Source organism: Ensifer sp. GW823-FHT05D09, assembly GCF_058795755.1.
In genome coordinates this window covers 54,634-72,826 of sequence record NZ_JBXAIA010000012.1, presented here as the reverse complement: position 1 = coordinate 72,826, position 18,193 = coordinate 54,634, and the positions used below count along the sequence as shown (strand labels likewise).

Below are 18,193 nucleotides of genomic sequence, written 5' to 3'. Positions count from 1 at the left end.
CAAGCGCAAGGCACACTCACGTGCCGTGTCCGGTAGATCGGTGTGGCTGCACTGTAGGCGCAGCTTCTGAGCGCATTCGAACATTCTTGGGCAGCCCCCTCCGCTGGTCGGAGCATCGCAGTCACAACGAGTAGTGGGAGTGACGAGAACCCATGGCACTTCACGACACCAGGCCACGCAACGCAGGTGGCGATGCGACCGGCCCCCCGGCTTCAGTTCGCGTCGTGCTGGGCGGAGTGATGCTTCTGGCGGGATTGGTCGTCCTGACGGATGTGGCGTTTGCGTCGGTCGTTACTCCGGGCTTCATCGGAACCGCTGCCATCTTGGTCGGCACATTCGAAATCGTCCACGCCTTGTGGGCGAGAAGCTGGAGCGCCCTGTCATGGCAGATGCTGCTGGGACTTCTCTACATCGCCTTGGGCCTGATGCTCACTGATGCAGCGGGGTCGAGCGTGATGGAGATCCTGACAAACATCGTGGCCCGGTCCGGGCGCACACAAGAGTTGTTGCAAACCTACGTGATCGGCCTGTTGTTCGCCCTGTCGGGGATCGTCAGGATGTTGCTCAGCCTAAGCCACTGGCGTCAGGCAGGATGGACCATGATGCTGTCAGGAGCCTTTGGCGCCGGGGCAGGATTCGCCATCTTGTCCGAGTTCCCAAAGCTAAGTCTGTGGATGTTGGCACTCTTGCTCGGCATCGATTTCCTGGCGCACGGCCTAGCGTGGCTGCGATTTGCATTTTCCCCTCGGCCGGACAGAAGAGGAAACGATGCGGAACCGCCACCCGCGTAGGATGGCTCTCATACCTGGCTCCAGAACGCAGAAAAGCCCACCGTCTTTTCGGTCTGACGGGCTCTTTTTTGATTTGTTGCGGGGGGCTTAAGACACCAATACTCATGGATAAGGACCTCCGCCGCATCGATATGACCGATGAGGAACGCGCACGTTTCCTGCTCGCAGTCGAACAGACGAAGTTTCTGCCCGCCGACGAAATCTCGTAGGGAGCCAGGAACGTGTCCAAGCATTGGTTTCACGCAAACCGTGCAGTCCACCGCAGCGCGGAGTACACTTCACCTACCCTCTTGCTCATTGCTCGTCTCGATCGCAGGACATCCAGTTACTCCTCGCGCTTCGCACGTGCGATCTGATTAGCAAGCGGCTTGTTGAGATATGAAAGTGCGGCGCACTCTCCAGTCTGGACAAACGCCTCCACCGGCATACCCATGTGAAGCACCAGAGAGCCCAGGCGTCCAAGCTCTGGCTTCGCTGTTACGACCGTTCTCTTCCAGTTCTCATAGCAGGCGTTCGATCGATGCCTAAACAGGGAAGCGAGCCGCGCTTGTAACGACGGAAGCACTAAGTCGGGGGAGACCGGAAGCGTAAGACAGCAAGCAATCAATTGGCGATTTACCAAGGGCCAATCTAGGTGTTTAGTCCCATGCTTTGATGGTGCAGTATTTTCCATTGAATGGAAGGAGGCACTATGAGCCGGTTTCTTCACGGGAAGCGCCACCACGACAGAGGCGGTCCGTCGAGCGATACAACATAGTCAAGAGAGCCTGAGATCACTGGCCAAGCACTACGGCGTCAAGCAGAAGACCGTTGCCAAATGGAAGAAGCGAAACTCTGTCGCTGATCTGCCGACCGGCCCAAGTGAGCCAATGTCATGGCCGGGCGAGACCAGCGAGAAGGTTTCGCCGCAGGTATAGGCTAGCGTGAAATGGGCGCATTTGTCATCCGCGCGGCTTGCCCAGGAACCAATAACCGATGGCGGTGATGCGGTCTTTGTCGAACCCGATCCGATCACGGAAATGCTCACGTGCCCCGGTTACGGCTTGCGCTTCGCCTGCGATCCAGATGTATCCCTGACCTTTTGGCAGGTCGATCGAGCGGGCGATCTCGGCAAGGCGTGTGATTTCTGGCGTGGCGCCAAATCCGGTATGCCATCTTGCCACCGCAGTTGCAGCCGTGATGTGCGGCTGCTCGTCGCCTGCGACAGCGACCTCGAGGTGCGCAAACGTCCGCAGTGTCGGCGGTGTTTCCTCGACGATCCGGCCGACAGCTGGAAGGCCGGTGATGTCTGCCAACAGGAGTATCCATTCCGCGTCCACCGGCGGCCGAAAACGGCCATCGGGATTGGCGATGCCAATCCTATCGCCAACGTCGGCTCCGGCTGCCCAGCTCGCCGCCACACCGCCATCATGGACCACGAAATCCACGGTCATGCGCGCCCTATCGGCGTCCCACCGCCGCACCGTATAGGGACGCATCGGCGACTTCGGAACGCCTTCCGGTGTTCCCCACTTGCCATCGACCTGCCCTGGCAAGGCGATGTCGCCGCACGCGTTGGGAAAGACGAGACGGACCCATTCGTCGGCAAAGCCGGTCGATGTGAACTGTGCGATATCACCGCCACCAAGCTCGATGCGGACAACCGACGGCGAGAGCCGGTCAATCGAGACGACCTCTGCCGCAAAACTCGCATTCATCGCGGCGCTCCCTGCCCTGAGGCGCCTGGTTCCGGCAGCGCCGCAAATCCCCCGCCGGGCTGGCGGAAGACCTCCATGTCGATGCCGTAAATGCGGCGCAGGCTGTCCGGCGTCATGATTTCGGAAGGTCCGCCTTGCGCAAGCAGTTTACCTGAGTGAAGCGCGACGATTTCGTCACAGAAGCGGGCTGCCATATTGATATCGTGCAGCACGACCACAACGCTGATGCTGCGTGCTTTCGCAAGTCGTCGAACAAGAGAAAGAACCTCGATCTGATGGGCGATATCGAGGGCTGCAATCGGTTCATCCAACAACAGGCAATCTGCGTCCTGTGCCACCAGCATCGCCAGCCAGCAACGCTGCCGCTCGCCACCGGACAACGTGTCGACCGCGCGGTTTACAAAGGCTGTAATCCCCGTCATCTCGATCGCCTCATCGACCTTGCGCCTGTCGTCGCTGCCGAAGCGACCGAGAGCCCCATGCCAGGGATAACGCCCAAAGGCGACCAATTCCTTGACGAGTAGGCCCGGAGCGAACGGCGTCTGCTGCGGCAGATACGCAACCTTGCGGGCGAAGATGCGACTGTCCAATCGGTCCAGGGCAACCCCGTCGTAGAGGATGCTGCCGTGGCTCGGTCGCTGCTGGCGCGCCAGTATTTTCAGAAGCGTCGATTTCCCCGAGCCGTTGTGGCCGATCAGCCCATGAACCTGCGGCCCCTTCAACGCGAGGGACACTGGTCCGAGTATCTGCCGGCCGCCCACAAGGCATGAGACGCGCTCGACCTTGAAGCAGGGCGTTGCACGGACGCCGGACGCCTCACGGACACTCAAGCAAACAGTCATGCGCGCCTCCACATCAGCACGAGAAAATACGGACCGCCGACCAGCGCCGCGAGCAGCCCCGCCGGGATCTGCCAGGGAAAGATCAGCAGCCGACCCAGCCAGTCCGCAAGCACCATGATCGTGCTGCCGGCAATGGCGGCGGCGACAAGATGTGGCAAGGCGCGGCTGATACCGACTGCACGCGCCAGGTGGGGAGCAACCAAGCCGACGAAGCTCAACGGGCCGATCACAATCGTTGCACCGGCCGTCATCAAGGCGCAGGCGACAGCGATACAGCCACGGGCCTGGCCGATATTCATTCCGAGCGAGCGCGCGGAACTCTCACCAAGCGGCAAGACATCAAGCCAGCGCGCGAATAGCGGAGAGGCCAACAGCGAGACCGTGGCGATACATGCAGCGGCAATAGCGGTGTCCCATGTCACGCGATAGGTGGAGCCGGACATCCAGGAGAGCAGAAATGTCCGTGACGAGCCGCCGGTGGCAATGAGCATTTCGCTGAGCGCGGCCACGAACGTTCCGAGCGCCACGCCGGCAAGGATCAACCTTTGCGGCGAAAACTCTGTTGTTCGGCTGACGGCCAACATGATGATCAGGGTCAACCCGGCCGAAGCTATGGTTGCGGCCGTTAGCGAAGCAAGACCGAAGCCGGGCAGTACCACCGTGAGAGCGATTGCGCCGAGGCTTGCGCCGGAGGATATGCCGAGGATTTCTGGACTTGCGAGCGCGTTGCCAGTCATCCGTTGGATCATCGTTCCGGCCAGACCGAGAAGGGTTCCCGCCGATAGCGCCGCCAGAACGCGCGCGCCACGCCATCGCGCGACGAAATCGGCAGCGTCGCCCCCCGCGACCGTCCAGCCGCCCATTGTCTTTCCCACAGCAAGCGCTCCGAGCAAAGCCAACCCAAGGACAGCCAGCCCCATCGAAACTGCCAGCCACGGGCGATCGAGCCTGCGGGCTGCGGCGAACGACACCGCTGGGGGAGCGGCAGCGTTTCTCAGTCCTGGAAGGAGGACGAGAAGGAGCGGCGCGCCCAACAACGCGGTGGCAACCCCGGTCGGCAGCGTCGTGTTACCGATTGCAACCTGCTGCACCAATTGGTCAGCCAGCCAAAGCAGGCTACCTCCAAAGGCAGGCGCCCACAGCAAACGCTCCTTCAGCCGCCTTGCGCCGGCGAGACTGACAAGCGTGGGGACCGCGAGGCCAACAAAGGCGATGACGCCAACGGCTGCGACGACGGAGGCGGACAGCGCCACGGCAACGAGAAGGGCGACTGGCCGAAATCCGGCCAATCGCAGCCCGAGAGATTGCGCACCCTCATCGCCGAGTTCCATCAAGGCCAGCGGACGCGTGAGAAGCAGCGATACGATGAACGCACACGCCAAGCGCGGGGCGAGGAACAGAACCTGCGACCACCCGCTCTGTTCCAGCCGACCGGACTGCCAGACGAACAGTTCGGAGAGATATTCATGATTGTAGAGGACCGCGACGCCTGAGATGGCCCCGAGCGTCATGTTGACGACCAGCCCCGCCATCACAAGCGAGAGTGGCGAACTCTGGCCTGAACGGGCTACGGCAAAAACCGCGGCGGCCGCAAGCAAGGCGCCTGCAATGGCGACCGTCTCCCGGCCATGATCCAGAAGCCAGGGTTGCCATAGGAGCGCGATGACGAGAGCGAGTTGCGCGCCCGTCGAGATGCCAAGCGTCGTCGGCTCCGCCAATGGGTTTCGCAGGACCTGCTGCAAGAGGGTCCCGGCGAGCCCGAGCGCGGCGCCCGCCAGGATACTGATCGCGATCCGCGGCAGATGGGAATAGACGAACAACAGCGAAGGAACATCCCCTCCGTCCGCTGCCCAAATCGCGTCCGGCCACCCCGCGATCGGCACCAGACCGGTCAGCAAGCGAACGCTGAACAACAGTGCCAACCCGGCCATTGATAGAACGAGCAAACCGGGGGAAACGCGCAAAACCCTGTCGTTGCGAGTTGGAAGGATGTTAACCGTCATCGGGCTTTTCACGTGCGAATTCATCGACAAGCATCTGTGAGAAACGCACGGCCGTCGGAAGCGCCCCGTACATGGCGACATCGGGAAACAGCCTGACCTCCCCGGCCTTGACTGCGGGAATGGCGTTCCAAAGCGCGCTTGTCTTCAGGGTTTTCAGGGCGCGCTCCGTCTTCGCTCCGTCGCCGAGAACGAGCATGCGAGCAGAAGAGATCGCCGCGAGCTTCTCGATGCCGACATAGTCGAAGCCGTTGCTGTTGGTCGGTGCGGCCCATGCGTTTGCAAGCCCGACATGGGCCACAACATTGCCGGCAAAACTGTTCGGTCCGAAGACATTCGCAAAGCGGCCATTGCTGTGGAGGTAGACGCAGAGGACAGGCGGGTGGCGCGGCGTGGACAAAACAGCCCGGTTGCGGGCGAGCGTCTGTTCCATCGCCGCCAGCAGGCTGCCGTCAGCCAAGCCGGGAAACGCCGTGACGACGGTTCGGGCAAAGTACGCACACCGAGCGAGCTGATCGTGGCGGCCACCATGAAGATCGGTGACGACGACGTTGGAAATTCGGCGCAACTGTGGTTCGACCATTTTGGTGTAACTGCTCGTGTAGATGATCGAGGGGGCAAGGGCATCGATCAACTCGAGGTTCGGCTCCCAGGGCGCACCAAGATCGTGGATAGGAGCCCGCGCCGCAAAAGCCGGGTTGGCAGAAAGAAAGCGATCGCGCTCAGTGATGGCGATCGGCGCCACCCCAAGCGAAAGCAGCGTTTCCGACGATGCCCAATCGAGCGCAACCGCGCGAGCAGGAACAGCGTTCGGCTGCGCAACCGCGTCGCCGGCAACCAATGGAATGAGTGAAGCTGCCCTTAGCAATGTTCGGCGGGTTATCGGCAATCCTGTCGCCCGATCCTTTCTGGAGCACAGATCGGGAGACCCCTTCGCGCAACGGTCTCCCGGCATCTTTCTCACCACTTGTATTTCAAGGTCCCCAGCACCGTGCGCCCTTCTCCCATATTGCAGGCGAGGGTGAAGAAGCAGCTCGCGACATAGGACTTGTCGAATAGGTTGGTGACGTTCAGGTTGGCACTGAGGCCATTGATCTCTGGATTGCGCTTGCCGAAATCATAGCTGAGCGCCGCATCGAAGAGCGTGTAGGAAGGTACCTTGAAGGTGTTGAGCGCATCGCCCCATGACGCGCCGGTGTAACGCACGCCGCCGGCGACCCCCACTCCTTCGAGCGGGCCAGCCTCCACCTGGTAGTCCAACCACAGGGACGCCATATGCCCGGGCACGCGAATGAGCTGTTTGCCCTCGGTCGCATAGCTCCCTTCAGCCGTCGCCTTGGTGACTTCCGAGTTGAGGTAGGTATAGGCGCCGATGAGGCTCAGGCCATCGGTCAACTCGGCAACGGCTTCGAACTCCAGACCGCGTGACCTGACTTCACCTATCTGTGCCGATTTGGTGATATCGGCGGGATCGGCCGTCGTGACGTTGGCCCGCGTGAGATCGAAGGCCGAGACGGTGAAGAAGCCGTCCCAACCCTCCGGCTGGAACTTCACGCCAACCTCGTACTGCCTGCTCTTTTCCGGTTCGAACGCCTTGCCGAAACGATCCTCGCCGACGACCGGATTGAACGATTCCGAGTAGCTGACATAGGGGGCGATGCCGCTGTCGAAGACATATGTCAGACCGGCGCGTCCGGTCAAAGCGGACCAATCGCTGTCCTGCAGGGCCGTTGCCGTCTTGGGATTGGTCGGTGTACCCGGATCGCCGTTCCACAGATCATCCACCTTTGCCGAAACCCAGTCGTGCCGAAGGCCGAGGGTCAGTCGCCAGTTTTCGTACTCGATCTGATCCTGCGCGTAGAGACCGAACTGGTTTGTCGTGGTTTCGGCGTCGACCCAGGTGTTCCATCTCGAAAAGTCGATGGGGCTTCCGTAGGTCGGCGCAAAAATGTTCTCGATCCGAGGGCCTGTTCCCCATTTCTCGTCACGCGTCGCCCGGCTCCAGGCATAGTCGAAGCCGAAAAGGACATCATGGCCAATCGCACCGGTCTCGAACTTGCCGTTCAGTTGGTTGTCGATACCGACTGTGTCGCCGAAGGCATGCCGGAACTGCCAGTTTCTCGCGATGGCGGTGTTGCCTCCCGTCTGTGGGCTGAACAGCAGGCCGCTGTTGCGCGCGAGATAGTTCTCCTGGTTCTCGAAGTTGGAATAGCGGACGTTCTGCTTGAAGCTCCAATCAGCATTGAACTCGTGGAAGAACTCGTAGCCTAAATTGATCTGCTCCTGCGTTTCCCGGTCAAAATCCGGTTCCCCCAGGAAGCGTTCCATCGGCATCCGACCATAAGGGCTGGTGCCGTTGACCGCCGCCCACGGGTAATTGGTAACGGCAAGCGCATTGTTTTTCTGATAAGAGCCAAGCACCGTGAGATACGTCCCCTCATCCGGCTTCAGCGTGACGCTGGGAGCGAGCAGCAGGCGATCGTCATCCGTGTATTCGACGTTGCCGTCGGCGAGGCGACCCAGTCCGACGAAACGTCCGAGGATTGCACCTTCGGCATCAAGCGGGCCGCTGACGTCAAAGGCTGCCTGCCTGTGGCTCTGAGTGCCGAGCGAAAGCTGAGCCTCGCCGCGCGCGTCTTCCGTCGGACGCTTGGAGATCATATTGATCATGCCGCCAGGCTGGTTCTGGCCATAAAGCACCGAGACCGGACCTTTGAGGACCTCCACGCGCTCCAAACCGTAAGGCTCGGCCGCCATGATGCCGAAGTAGCTGAACGGCGTGTTGCGAAGGCCGTCAAGATAGGTATTGGCGAACTGGCCTCGGATAAAGATGTTGTCGGCCGCGACCACGGCGCCGCCATAATCCGAGCGCACGCCTGCGCTGTAGCGCAACGTCTCGTCCAGCCTGTTTGCGGCCTGCCGATCGATGCGATCGCGCGTGATGACCGAAATCGACTGCGGCGTTTCGAGCAAGGGCGTATCTGTCTTGGTGCCCGTCGATCCGCGGGTGGCAACAAAGCCGTCAACCGGACCCCATGGATTTTGACCAGTCACGCTGATCGTCTGCAACGCCGTCGCCCCGTCAACGGTAACGCCGCCGCCAACGGCGCCTGGCTCGGAGATCGCAACGGTCCGCGGATTAGTGAATGTGTAAGTCAATCCCGAGCCGGCGAGGATCTTTGCAATCGCCACCTCGGGCGTTGCCCGACCGACAATGCCGGAGGTGTGTTTGGCCGAAGCGATAGACGGCACATAGGTGACCTGAATGCCGGCCTGGCGACCGAACCTGGCGAGCGCGTCACCGAGCGGCCCGGCCGCGATCGAAAAACTGGCCTCGGTCGACTGCGCCTGTGCCGGCAGCGGCGCCACCGCAGTGCCGCCGGCCACTGCCGTCGACATCAATAGCGCAGCGGCAAACGCTCTGCCTGCCCGCTTGTTGTTCTTGCCCAAACGCCCCATTTTCTGCCCTCTTCTCACTACGCTTTTACTCAGAAGGCCGAGCATTCGAACGACGTGCCGGCACCCCCTGATAGGGAAAACGGCGGCCGCCAGAAAATTTTCACTTTTTTCTCAAGTTTTTTTAAAACGGTGAGATGACCGTCAGATAGGGGGTAACGCTGCGTACCCTGCCGCCGTGAGGCTGGACAACGGCTTCGAGCGCCAACACAGGATCGCGCAGATCGTAGACACCGCTGACGAGACGTCTGCCAAACGAAGGGCTGGTTATCACGACCTCGCCCTTCTTCCATCGTGCGATGCGTGCGACGACGGCCGCGACAGTCTCGCGCTCGACGACGACCATCCCGTGCCGCCAGCTGGCAATCTGGCTTCGATCCTTCTTGCCGATCGATACGGACTGATCGCCTTCGGCAAAGGTCAGCCACTCGCCTTGCGCCAGATACGCAGGCGCGATTGCGTTGTCCGGCGGCAGATCCACGCCCACGAGGCCGTGGTCAACAGCTATGGTCAGACAGTCCGCATCGCTGCTCACATCGAACGCCGTACCGAGCGCAGTGGCTGTCACGCCTGCCGAGGTGACGCGAAACGGCCTTGTTTCGTCTGGCGCCACCTCGAAAAATGCCATGCCCTGAAGCAGTTCGATCTCTCGCCGCTGCGCTGTAACCGTCAGGGCGACAGCACTGTTCGGTCCAAGTGTGGCGAAACTGCCGTCAGGCAATTCGAGGCGACGGATCTCGCCGGTCGCGGTCATCGCGTCGGCCCTCGCTTGAAGGATAAGGCGTGGGCCGGAAGAGGCTGCAGCGACAAGTCCGGCGGCGCCAACGAAGCTGCCGACCATCAGCACGCGCCGGGAAATCGAGAAGGCGGCCTTGCGATCGGCCCTTCGTCGATCCGTGAGAATCTTGCCGGTCATGCCGTGGATTTCCAGAGCTTCCGACCACGCCTTCTCCTGTGCGGGGCCGCGCGACAGCCAACGACGCGCAACGTCGAGGGCAACCGGGTTTTCCGGGTCGCTCTGAATGCGGATCAGGAGATCCACCGCCTCATCGAAAAGCCTGTCCTCTTCGGACACGTCATCCTCCATTTGCGTGCCTCCATCACCGCATCGGGTCGCCCTTGTACCGCGCCCATATACGAAAACGCGGCAGCGTGAAGGATTTTCACAGTGCCGCCGGGAATTCTATAGATCCTGCAGCCTGATACGCACATGCCGGTAGGCGTCCCGGATCAGTGCCCATGTGCGCGTGGTTGAAAGACCGATCTTTTCAGCGACTTCAGCGATCGTCAGATCCTCCAGCCGGTAGAGTTCGAAAGCCCGCCGAGTGCGCTCGGGCAGTTCGGCAAGAGCCGCATCGGAAAGCGCCAGTCGCTGCTTGTCGTAGAGCGCTGCTTCCGCCGATGGCCTGGGATCGGCAATCGCCGTCAACTCCGCATCGGGAATGTGATCGACCGGTGCAGCCTGCTCGCGGCGATGGTAATCGATCGCCAGATTGCGGGATATCTTGAACAGATACGCTCTGGGATTGTTCTGATTGCCCTTGGGGTTTGCGCCCATCAGCCGTACGAACGTGTCCTGCGTCAGGTCTGCCGCCGTCTCTTCCGACAGTCCGCGCCGGCGCAAGGAACCCGCGAGTTCCCGTGCATGCCGCCGGAAAAGATTATGAATATCCCAGGCCAATTAGAAACGTCCCCGTGAGGCGAAACCGCACGTCGGCTCGGGGTTGCGGCTGCACGAAGTCGCAGAGCGGTCGCACTGCCGTTCGGGCATCGGTTTTGGCGGCGTGTAAGAATGCATTTGCAGAGACCTAGGCATCGATCATCACATTTCGAACTGGTCCTTCTTAAGCCAGAAGCCGAATTACCTAGCAAGAACCATTAGTTACCGCGCGGTTTCGCCAGGAGATACCCGATCGATTAAAACATGTGTCTTTTTCTCATGTTTATCAACTCGATAGCCATCCGACCTGGTTTTTCGGACGGTGAGCACTCCTGGGGGTCCCAGTCTTTTTCTAGAATCGCGTGTCATTAACGCAACATTGACGGAGGACCGAGCCACCAGACGAACGCGAAACGGCAAGGCAACGAGCTATGCCTCAACCGGTTAACGAGGTCCTGCTGATGCCGCGTCGGGTTATCCTCTGCGCACTTGTCACGCCATTCTGCTCTTTCCGCACCCGTCGCCACGCCTAAAAAAAGTGAAGTGAACCTTGCCGGCCGCCGAGCGCACCATCTCGGCCGACAGGTCGACATCGACGAAGATCCTGATACAGCGGTCGTAGTAGACCGCCCCTGCCCTCGTCAGTTCCACCCGCGGGGTCGAGCGATGGAACAGCTGCACGCCGAGCTCCCTCTCCAGCGACTGGATCTGACAGCTGAGCGCCGGCTGGGCGATATGCACCCGTGCCGCCGCGCGACCGAAATGCAGCTCCTCGGCAACCGCCACGAAATAGCTCAGCTGGCGAAGTTCCATACCGTTCTTCGTCTTCCGAAGAGACACGCGCGTGCAGGCAAGCAGGACGAAATACGCCCAGCGAACAAAGCGGAATCATTGATGCTAATATCGATGCAGTGTGTCCACCTAGCGTCTAGGTATTTGCCAATACCCCGTATTGAAATATTGAGCGTCCCCTCACCGAACGCCCTGCGGCTGGGCCTCCAACATCGGAACGGCGTCGAGGAGCATCTGCGTATAGGAATGCTGGGGCGCGGTGAAGATTTGGGTCGCGGTCCCCTGTTCCACGATCTCCCCATGACGCATCACCACGACGCGGTCGCACAGATGGTGGACGACGGACAGATCATGGCTGATGAACAGAAGTGTGATGTTGAGTTTGTGGCGCAACTCCATCAACAGATTGATGACCTGTGCCTGGATCGACACATCGAGGGAGGCGACGGGTTCGTCGCAGATAATGACCTCGGGCTGCATGGCGAGCGCCCGGGCGATTGCTATGCGCTGACGTTGACCGCCCGAGAACTGGTGCGGATAGCGATCCGCCATCGCCGGATCGAAGGCGACGGCGCGCAGCCACCTATTGACGTAGTCGCGGGCACCGCTGCGTGTGCAGAAACCGTGCGCGATCGGCCCATCGGCCAACGACTGGAAGATCGTACGGCGAGGATCCAGCGAGGCGAAAGGATCCTGGAAGATCATCTGCACGTGGGTGCCGAGCTTGCCCGTCGCCGAGCGCACGGGCTTGCCACCGATGCTGATCGTCCCTGACGTCGGCGCATAGATGCCGCACAGTATGCGTCCGAGCGTCGATTTGCCGGATCCGGATTCCCCGACCAGGCCGAGAATCTCGCCGCGGGCGATGGTAAGGTCTGCGGATATCACCGCATGGACCGGACGGAGGTCCCGTGCCAGCCCCCAGCGCATGGCGAGTGCCCGCAGGTAGCCAATGGGTGGAGCAAAGACCTTTCCGACCGCCTCCGCCCGCAAGAAGGCGGTATCGGCTGCAGCACCGATGGCAGCGCCGCCAAGCCCGCTCAGATCCATCGGGCCGGCGGCCTCGGTCGCCGCGGACGCCAGCGGCTCGCCGGGCTTCGAACGTGACGGCAGCGCGTCCAGCAACCCTTGCGTATAGGGATGCTGCGGATTGTGCAGAACGTCCCGCGCGGGCCCCTGCTCGACGATCTTGCCGCGCCGCATGACCGCTATGGTGTCGGCAATGGTTGAGACGGTAGCCAGGTCGTGGCTGACCCAGATCAGGGATATTCCGATCTCGGCGACCAGCGCTTTGACCATGCGCAAGATCTCGGCCTGCACCGAGACATCGAGCGCCGTGGTCGGCTCGTCGGCGATCACAAGCTGCGGACGATGAAGAAGAGCGATGGCAATGGCGACCCGCTGCCGCATGCCACCGGAGAACTCGTGCGGATACTGGTCCACCTTGCTTTCCGGATCGACGATCTTTACCCGCGCAAGGGCCTCGACGGCGCGGCGGCGTATGTCGGCGTCCGATACCTTCTCGTGTGCACGAAGTGCCATGCCGATCTGATCGATGATCCTGACCACCGGGTTCAGCGTCATCATCGGGTCCTGGAACACCATGGAGATGTCCTTGCCCCGTATCTTGCGCAGCGCCTTTTCATGGAGACCAACCAGTTCGCGTCCGTTGAAGCGGATGGAACTGCCCGGCTGGATGCGGCCGGTCTCGTCCAGCAGGCCGATCAGAGAGAAGCCGGTGATCGACTTGCCCGAACCGCTTTCGCCAACCAGCCCCATGACTTCGCCACGCTTCAGCGTGAAGGAGATGTCATCCACCGACTTGACGGTGCCTTTTTCGGTCTCGAAATAGGTCCGCAGATTGCGGACATCCAGAAGATCATTCATTTGCGCAGCCTCGGATTGAGCTGGTCCCGGATCTGGTCGCCGACGAGGTTAATCGCCATGATCAGGACGATCAGTGCGACGCCTGGATAGATCGCGATCCAGTAACGCCCGGACATGAGGTACTGGAAGCCGTTGGCGATCAGCATGCCGAGCGACGGCTCCGTCGGCGGCAGACCGACGCCCAGGAAAGAAAGGGTTGCTTCCAGGGATATGGCGGAGGCGATCTGCACCGTGGCAACCACGATGAGCGGCGGCAACGAGTTCGGCAGAATGTGACGGGTGATGACGAACCAGCCGCTCATCGGCACAGAAAGGGCGGCCTGGACATAGTCCTTCTGGCGTTCGGCCGCGGCCGCGCCGTGGGCTGTTCGCACGAAATAGGCATATTGGGCAAAGACGAGGGCGAGGATCAGCTGCGACTTGCCCTGGCCGAGGATCGCTGCCACGACGAAGGCCAGCAGGATCGCCGGAAAGGAAAGCTGGATGTCAACGATGCGCATGATGACGGATTCTGTGCGCCCGCCGACATAGGCGGCAAAGCACCCCACCACTGCCCCGATCGAGAAAGCGATGGCACCGGCCACCAGACCCATCTGCAGGGAAATGCGCAGGCCGTAGACGATGGCCGAAAGCAGGTCGCGCCCCTGGCTGTCGGTGCCCAGCAAATGTACGATGCCGGTGGACCCGACATAGCCCGGCGGGCGGCGGGCATCACGCAATACCAGCGCCTTCAGGTCGTAGGGATCCTGAGGCACGAGGAACGGCGCAAAGATCGCCAAAAGGGTGATGGCAACCACCACCGCAAGGGCGGCGACCGCAACCTTGTTGCGGCGGAACATGTGCCAGAATTCGGCGAGCGGCGAGACGGATTTTACCGCACTGGCTTCCATCGACATTTCAGCGCCTCCCCTGCCGCAGGCGTGGATCAAGCACCGCATAGGCGAGATCCACGCATAGATTGATGACCACGAACAGCGCAGAGACCAGCATCAGGTAGGCGACCATGACAGGCCGGTCGAGCGAGGTGATGGAATCGACGATCAGCTTGCCAAGCCCGGGCCAGCTGAAGATCGTTTCGGTGACGAGCGCGAAGGCAAGCGTCGAGCCGAGCTCCAGTCCGAACACGGTGACCAGGGGGATCGAGATCAGCTTGAGCACATGTCGGCGCAGGATGGTTCCCTCGGAAATGCCGGCGGCGCGCGCGAACTTGATCGTGTCGGTCAGCATCACCTCGCGCGTACCGGAGGCAGCCAGCCGGCACATCATCGACAGCTTGAACAGCGACAGATTGAGGGCCGGCAGGATGAGATGCGACCAGCCGTCCAGGGTAAGAAAGGAAAACGGAATACCGAACAGATCCGCCGTCTGGCCGCGTCCGCCGGCTGGAAGAATGCCGAACTGCACGGCAAAAACCATGATCAGCATCAAACCGATCCAGAAGGTCGGCACCGAAAAGCCCAGGATCGACACCGCCATGATGGCCTTGGAGAGCAGACTGTCGGGCTTGTAGCCGGCATAGACTCCGAGCGGAATGCCGATCAGGGAAGCGAACAGCACCGCGATCAGCGTCAACTCCAGCGTCGCCGGCAGGCGCTGCGCGATCAGTGTGACGACCGGCATATTGAAGACGAAGGATCGCCCGAGATCGCCGGTCAACAGACGCTGCAGGAACTGGAAATACTGCTCCCACAGGGGCAAATCGAGCCCATATTGCGCGATGACCTGCTGGCGCATTTCCTGCGTCACGTCGGGTGAGATCAGAACGTCAACCGGATTCCCGATGACGTAGACGCCCATGAAGACGAGCATGGACATGATCAGCAGCACGAAGAACGCCTGTCCCAACCTGCGAAATATAAAGGATGCCATGTCTGCCTCTGGGTGGATGCATAAGGGAGCTGGACGCCCCCGAGGTTTCAGTGCCAGCCGTGCTCGATCTCGTGGCGCGTCTCCTCGACGCCCACCTGCCAGATCGCCAGCATGTCCGTATCAGGCCGCTGGAAGACGCCGTGGTAGTTGCCTTCAGCGATACGCTCGCGCTTGCGGCCCGCATCGACGCGCGCGGCGGCAGCAAAGTCGATCCGTTCCTTCTGGAAATTCGGGATGGGCGCACCCTCCAGACGGGTCCAGGGGAAATTCTCCATCCAGCTCGCATGTGAGGCCGCGGGATCGATCTCCAGCACCTTGGCCATGGTCTTGGGCGCACGCCACCAATCATGCAGCTTGACCGAGCAGTCACGGTTGCGGTTCAGCCATTCGCTGATCACCGGATTGATCGGCGTGTTGCCGCCGTGCCCGTTGACGACGAGGATGCGTCGGAAGCCGGACCGATAAAGGCTGTCGAGCATGTCCTCGAACACGCCGATATAGGTGCGCAGCGACAGGGTCACCGTGCCAGGGAAATCGGCAAACCCCGAGGCCATGCCGTAGGGCAGGCATGGAAAGACCGGCACCCCGAGCGGCGCGGCCGCTTCCACGGAGACACGCTCGGCCAGGATCATGTCGGTGGCGAGACTGAGGTAAGCGTGCTGCTCGATGGAGCCAACCGGCAGAACGCACCGATCATCCTCCTTCACCCGCTCCTCCACCTGGCTCCAATGCATGTCCTGAATGCGCATAGTCCGTCCTTTTCGCTGCTCGGCCACACCCTCAGGACGTCGCCCATCCTGGCCATCAAATGGGAAGCCTCTTCCTGAATTAGTTCTTTATGGATCAAAAATTACGGTTGACGCAAGGGCTTTACGCCAAATAAGGTTCCATTTGAGATCAATATCTATTTTGCATGGGATGGCGGCATGGACGAGGCGATGCGTCAGGCACTGTTTGAGGGACGGGCCGGCCGGGAGGAACCCTTGGTCACGCCCGACACGAAGATCGACGCCCTCATGCATGCGAAGCTTTGGGACAATCCCTGCTGGTTCTCGTACCGGCTGAACTTTCTGGCTCTTCATTTCAACAACCCGGTCTACGGCTATATTCAGCAGCAGTTGGGCCTGCTTCGGCCCGACTTCGTGGTGCTGTGGTCGCTCCATCTGGGCGGAAGCTCGACGATGACCGATGTCGTGCGCTCTTCCGGTTTCCCGAAGAACACGCTGAGCCGTGCGGCGAACAAGTTGACACGATTGGGCATGATCGATCGCCAGACCGACCCTGACGATCAGCGCCGCATCACGCTCGATCTGACCGAAAAGGGCCGGGAAGCAGTGGACGCCACCAAGGGCATGATGATCGAGCACGAGCGGCGCATGCTGGAGTGCCTCAGCCCCGCCGAGCGGCTGAACCTTTCCGAAATTCTGACCAAGCTCGTCACCGCATCGGGACAATGGCCGCAAATGATCGATGGCGACCAACCGGACGGGGACCTGTGATCAGCGAGAAGATCGGGCTCGAGGTCGAACGGACACGTCCGCACCAACCAAATTACAATGAGAGAGGAACACAATGCCAATAAAATCCATACTCCGCGCGGCCCTGGTGGCCACCATCCTGTCCTCACCCGCCGCAGCACTTGCGGCCGACCTGGTGATCGCGACGAAAAACGGCCCGGCCTCGATGGATCCGCACTTCACCGCGACGTCGGCCAATGCCGAGGCGACGAAGCATATCTTCGACACGCTCCTGCGCTCCGGCAACAACCTTGAGATCCTGCCGTCGCTGGCCACCAGCTGGCAGGCGCTGGACGACACGACCTGGGAGTTCAAGCTGCGCGAGGGCGTGAAGTTCCATGACGGCTCCGACTTCACTGCCAAGGACGTCAAGTTCTCGATCGAGCGCATCCCCAACGTCACCGGGCCGAACCCCTCGACCATTTACGTGCGGCGCGTGGCCAGCGTCGAGATCGTCGACGACTACACGGTGCGCGTGAAGACCAACGGCCCGGCGCCCACGCTGCCCAACGACTTCATTCGCCTGTTTGTCGTTTCCCACAAGGCGGCCGCCGATTACTCGACCAAGGACAGTTCAGCCGAAGGCTTCAACACCGGCAAGGCCACGATTGGCACTGGCCCCTACAAGTTCGTCAGCTGGGCGCCGACGCAGGACCTGGTGCTCGAGAAATTCGACGGCTACTGGGACGGCCCCCAGCCCTGGGACAAGGTGGTGCGCAAGGAAATCCCGAACGACGCTGCCCGCGTCGCCCAGCTGAAGGCCGGCCAGGTCGACCTTATTTCCAAGGTGCCGGCGACCGATCTTGCCAGCATCGAGTCCGATTCCGCACTGCAGGTGATCAAGACGGAATCGATCTACATCCCCTATCTGGAGTTCGACTTCCGCAAGGACTCCCCGCAGGTTTGGGACAATGGTGGCAAGAAGCTCGACAAGAACCCCTTCCTCGATGCGAAGGTGCGTGAGGCCTTCGACCTGGCGCTCGACCGTGAAACCATCGTGGAATTTGCGCTCGAGGGTATGGGCGTCGTCTCCACGCAGCTCGTCAGCCCCAACATCTTCGGCTACAACAAGACGATCGCCGCACCGGCCTTCGACGTCGAGAAGGCGCGCAAGCTGATGGCCGAGGCCGGATACCCGGATGGCTTCAAGGTTGCGCTCAGCTATGCAAACGACCGGATGCCGACGGAGCTTGGCCCGACCGTCGCCCAGATGCTGGCGGCGATCAATGTGACTGTCGATGTACAGGGCGTGCCGGCGGCAGTGTTCAATCCGGCCAAGACGCGCGGCGAATATTCGCTCTACATGGCGTCCTGGGGCACGCTCACGGGTGAAGCCAACTACATGCTGTCATCCCTCATGCACACCAACGACGCGGCCAAGTCGCTCGGCGCCTTCAACGTGCGTGGTTACTCCAATCCGCAAATGGACAAGCTGATCGAGGGCGCTGCAGTCGAGATGGACGAGGGCAAGCGCCGTGCCATGCTCGAGGATGCGAACCTGCTGGTGGCGAGCGACCGGCCGGACCTGCCGCTGGCCACGAACCTCTCCGCCTGGGGCGCCAAGGCTGACACGGTGACTTACGATCCGCGCTCGGACGAGGACACGCTGGCGATGGATGTCCATCCCAAGCAGTAACGAGCCAACTTGCATTTGGGGCACCGGTCAAAGGCCGGTGCCCTTT

14 protein-coding genes and 3 pseudogenes are annotated in these 18,193 nt (G+C 61.3%); 4 read left to right on the top strand and 13 right to left on the bottom strand.

The window, feature by feature from the left end; all coding sequences use genetic code 11:
* The first annotated feature begins 152 nt into the window (after positions 1 to 152).
* Positions 153 to 791: an HdeD family acid-resistance protein gene (locus tag AC1Q80_RS26920; protein ID WP_492362413.1), complete on the top strand. Its 639-nt coding sequence runs from the start codon at positions 153 to 155 to the stop codon at positions 789 to 791.
* A 325-nt stretch (positions 792 to 1,116) separates the two neighbouring features.
* Here AC1Q80_RS26920 and AC1Q80_RS26915 read toward each other — a convergent pair.
* Positions 1,117 to 1,257: pseudogene (locus AC1Q80_RS26915) on the bottom strand (HlyD family type I secretion periplasmic adaptor subunit); the annotation flags it as partial.
* A gap of 280 nt (positions 1,258 to 1,537) precedes the next feature.
* On the opposite strand from AC1Q80_RS26915, the pseudogene AC1Q80_RS26910 reads away from it, so the two are divergent.
* Positions 1,538 to 1,666 (top strand): annotated as a pseudogene (locus tag AC1Q80_RS26910) (IS481 family transposase); the annotation flags it as partial.
* A gap of 66 nt (positions 1,667 to 1,732) precedes the next feature.
* On the opposite strand, the gene AC1Q80_RS26905 reads toward AC1Q80_RS26910, so the two are convergent.
* The 12 genes and pseudogenes from AC1Q80_RS26905 to AC1Q80_RS26850 form a co-directional block, all read right to left on the bottom strand.
* Positions 1,733 to 2,488 carry a siderophore-interacting protein gene (locus AC1Q80_RS26905; protein WP_492362412.1) on the bottom strand — a complete coding sequence of 252 codons (756 nt, stop codon included), beginning with the start codon at positions 2,486 to 2,488 and terminating at the stop codon, positions 1,733 to 1,735.
* Entirely contained in the window at positions 2,485 to 3,330 is an 846-nt protein-coding gene (locus AC1Q80_RS26900) for an ATP-binding cassette domain-containing protein (RefSeq protein ID WP_492362411.1), read from the bottom strand. Before AC1Q80_RS26900 ends, AC1Q80_RS26905 begins: the two co-directional genes overlap by 4 nt.
* Positions 3,327 to 5,333 carry a Fe(3+)-hydroxamate ABC transporter permease FhuB gene (gene fhuB, locus AC1Q80_RS26895; RefSeq protein ID WP_492362410.1) on the bottom strand — a complete coding sequence of 669 codons (2,007 nt, stop codon included), beginning with the start codon at positions 5,331 to 5,333 and terminating at the stop codon, positions 3,327 to 3,329. Before fhuB ends, AC1Q80_RS26900 begins: the two co-directional genes overlap by 4 nt.
* A complete protein-coding gene (locus AC1Q80_RS26890) occupies positions 5,323 to 6,219 on the bottom strand; it encodes an ABC transporter substrate-binding protein (RefSeq protein WP_492362409.1) in 897 nt (298 codons plus the stop codon). The genes fhuB and AC1Q80_RS26890 overlap by 11 nt, the downstream gene beginning before the upstream one ends.
* A gap of 71 nt (positions 6,220 to 6,290) precedes the next feature.
* Positions 6,291 to 8,789 (bottom strand): TonB-dependent siderophore receptor, encoded by a 2,499-nt coding sequence (locus AC1Q80_RS26885; protein WP_492362408.1) that lies wholly within the window; start codon positions 8,787 to 8,789, stop codon positions 6,291 to 6,293.
* Between the two features lie 121 nt (positions 8,790 to 8,910).
* Complete coding sequence (locus AC1Q80_RS26880; protein ID WP_492362407.1) at positions 8,911 to 9,873, bottom strand: FecR family protein; 963 nt, start codon at positions 9,871 to 9,873, stop codon at positions 8,911 to 8,913.
* A gap of 96 nt (positions 9,874 to 9,969) precedes the next feature.
* Complete coding sequence (locus AC1Q80_RS26875; protein WP_492362406.1) at positions 9,970 to 10,467, bottom strand: RNA polymerase sigma factor; 498 nt, start codon at positions 10,465 to 10,467, stop codon at positions 9,970 to 9,972.
* A gap of 528 nt (positions 10,468 to 10,995) precedes the next feature.
* Positions 10,996 to 11,259: pseudogene (locus AC1Q80_RS26870) on the bottom strand (LysR family transcriptional regulator); the annotation flags it as partial.
* A gap of 159 nt (positions 11,260 to 11,418) precedes the next feature.
* Positions 11,419 to 13,125: a dipeptide ABC transporter ATP-binding protein gene (locus AC1Q80_RS26865; protein ID WP_492362405.1), complete on the bottom strand. Its 1,707-nt coding sequence runs from the start codon at positions 13,123 to 13,125 to the stop codon at positions 11,419 to 11,421.
* Entirely contained in the window at positions 13,122 to 14,021 is a 900-nt protein-coding gene (locus tag AC1Q80_RS26860) for an ABC transporter permease (protein WP_492362404.1), read from the bottom strand. Before AC1Q80_RS26860 ends, AC1Q80_RS26865 begins: the two co-directional genes overlap by 4 nt.
* A 1-nt stretch (position 14,022) precedes the next feature.
* Positions 14,023 to 14,994 (bottom strand): ABC transporter permease, encoded by a 972-nt coding sequence (locus AC1Q80_RS26855; RefSeq protein WP_492362403.1) that lies wholly within the window; start codon positions 14,992 to 14,994, stop codon positions 14,023 to 14,025.
* Between the two features lie 47 nt (positions 14,995 to 15,041).
* On the bottom strand, positions 15,042 to 15,743 hold the full coding sequence (locus tag AC1Q80_RS26850) for a creatininase family protein (protein WP_492362402.1): 702 nt from the start codon (positions 15,741 to 15,743) through the stop codon (positions 15,042 to 15,044).
* Between the two features lie 177 nt (positions 15,744 to 15,920).
* Here AC1Q80_RS26850 and AC1Q80_RS26845 point away from each other — a divergent pair, with 177 nt between their 5' ends.
* Positions 15,921 to 16,493: a MarR family winged helix-turn-helix transcriptional regulator gene (locus AC1Q80_RS26845; RefSeq protein WP_173422437.1), complete on the top strand. Its 573-nt coding sequence runs from the start codon at positions 15,921 to 15,923 to the stop codon at positions 16,491 to 16,493.
* A gap of 73 nt (positions 16,494 to 16,566) precedes the next feature.
* Positions 16,567 to 18,147, top strand: a complete 1,581-nt coding sequence (locus AC1Q80_RS26840; RefSeq protein WP_492362401.1) for an ABC transporter substrate-binding protein — start codon at positions 16,567 to 16,569, stop codon at positions 18,145 to 18,147.
* Positions 18,148 to 18,193 lie beyond the last annotated feature (46 nt).

Bases quoted from the DNA above. Each gene is read 5' to 3' on its own strand.
- AC1Q80_RS26920 (WP_492362413.1), top strand. From the start codon at position 153: ATGGCACTTCACGACACCAGGCCACGCAACGCAGGTGGCGATGCGACC.
- AC1Q80_RS26905 (WP_492362412.1), bottom strand. From the start codon at position 2,488: ATGAATGCGAGTTTTGCGGCAGAGGTCGTCTCGATTGACCGGCTCTCG.
- AC1Q80_RS26900 (WP_492362411.1), bottom strand. From the start codon at position 3,330: ATGACTGTTTGCTTGAGTGTCCGTGAGGCGTCCGGCGTCCGTGCAACG.
- fhuB (WP_492362410.1), bottom strand. From the start codon at position 5,333: ATGACGGTTAACATCCTTCCAACTCGCAACGACAGGGTTTTGCGCGTT.
- AC1Q80_RS26885 (WP_492362408.1), bottom strand. From the start codon at position 8,789: ATGGGGCGTTTGGGCAAGAACAACAAGCGGGCAGGCAGAGCGTTTGCC.
- AC1Q80_RS26880 (WP_492362407.1), bottom strand. From the start codon at position 9,873: ATGGAGGATGACGTGTCCGAAGAGGACAGGCTTTTCGATGAGGCGGTG.
- AC1Q80_RS26865 (WP_492362405.1), bottom strand. From the start codon at position 13,125: ATGAATGATCTTCTGGATGTCCGCAATCTGCGGACCTATTTCGAGACC.
- AC1Q80_RS26860 (WP_492362404.1), bottom strand. From the start codon at position 14,021: ATGTCGATGGAAGCCAGTGCGGTAAAATCCGTCTCGCCGCTCGCCGAA.
- AC1Q80_RS26855 (WP_492362403.1), bottom strand. From the start codon at position 14,994: ATGGCATCCTTTATATTTCGCAGGTTGGGACAGGCGTTCTTCGTGCTG.
- AC1Q80_RS26850 (WP_492362402.1), bottom strand. From the start codon at position 15,743: ATGCGCATTCAGGACATGCATTGGAGCCAGGTGGAGGAGCGGGTGAAG.
- AC1Q80_RS26845 (WP_173422437.1), top strand. From the start codon at position 15,921: ATGGACGAGGCGATGCGTCAGGCACTGTTTGAGGGACGGGCCGGCCGG.
- AC1Q80_RS26840 (WP_492362401.1), top strand. From the start codon at position 16,567: ATGCCAATAAAATCCATACTCCGCGCGGCCCTGGTGGCCACCATCCTG.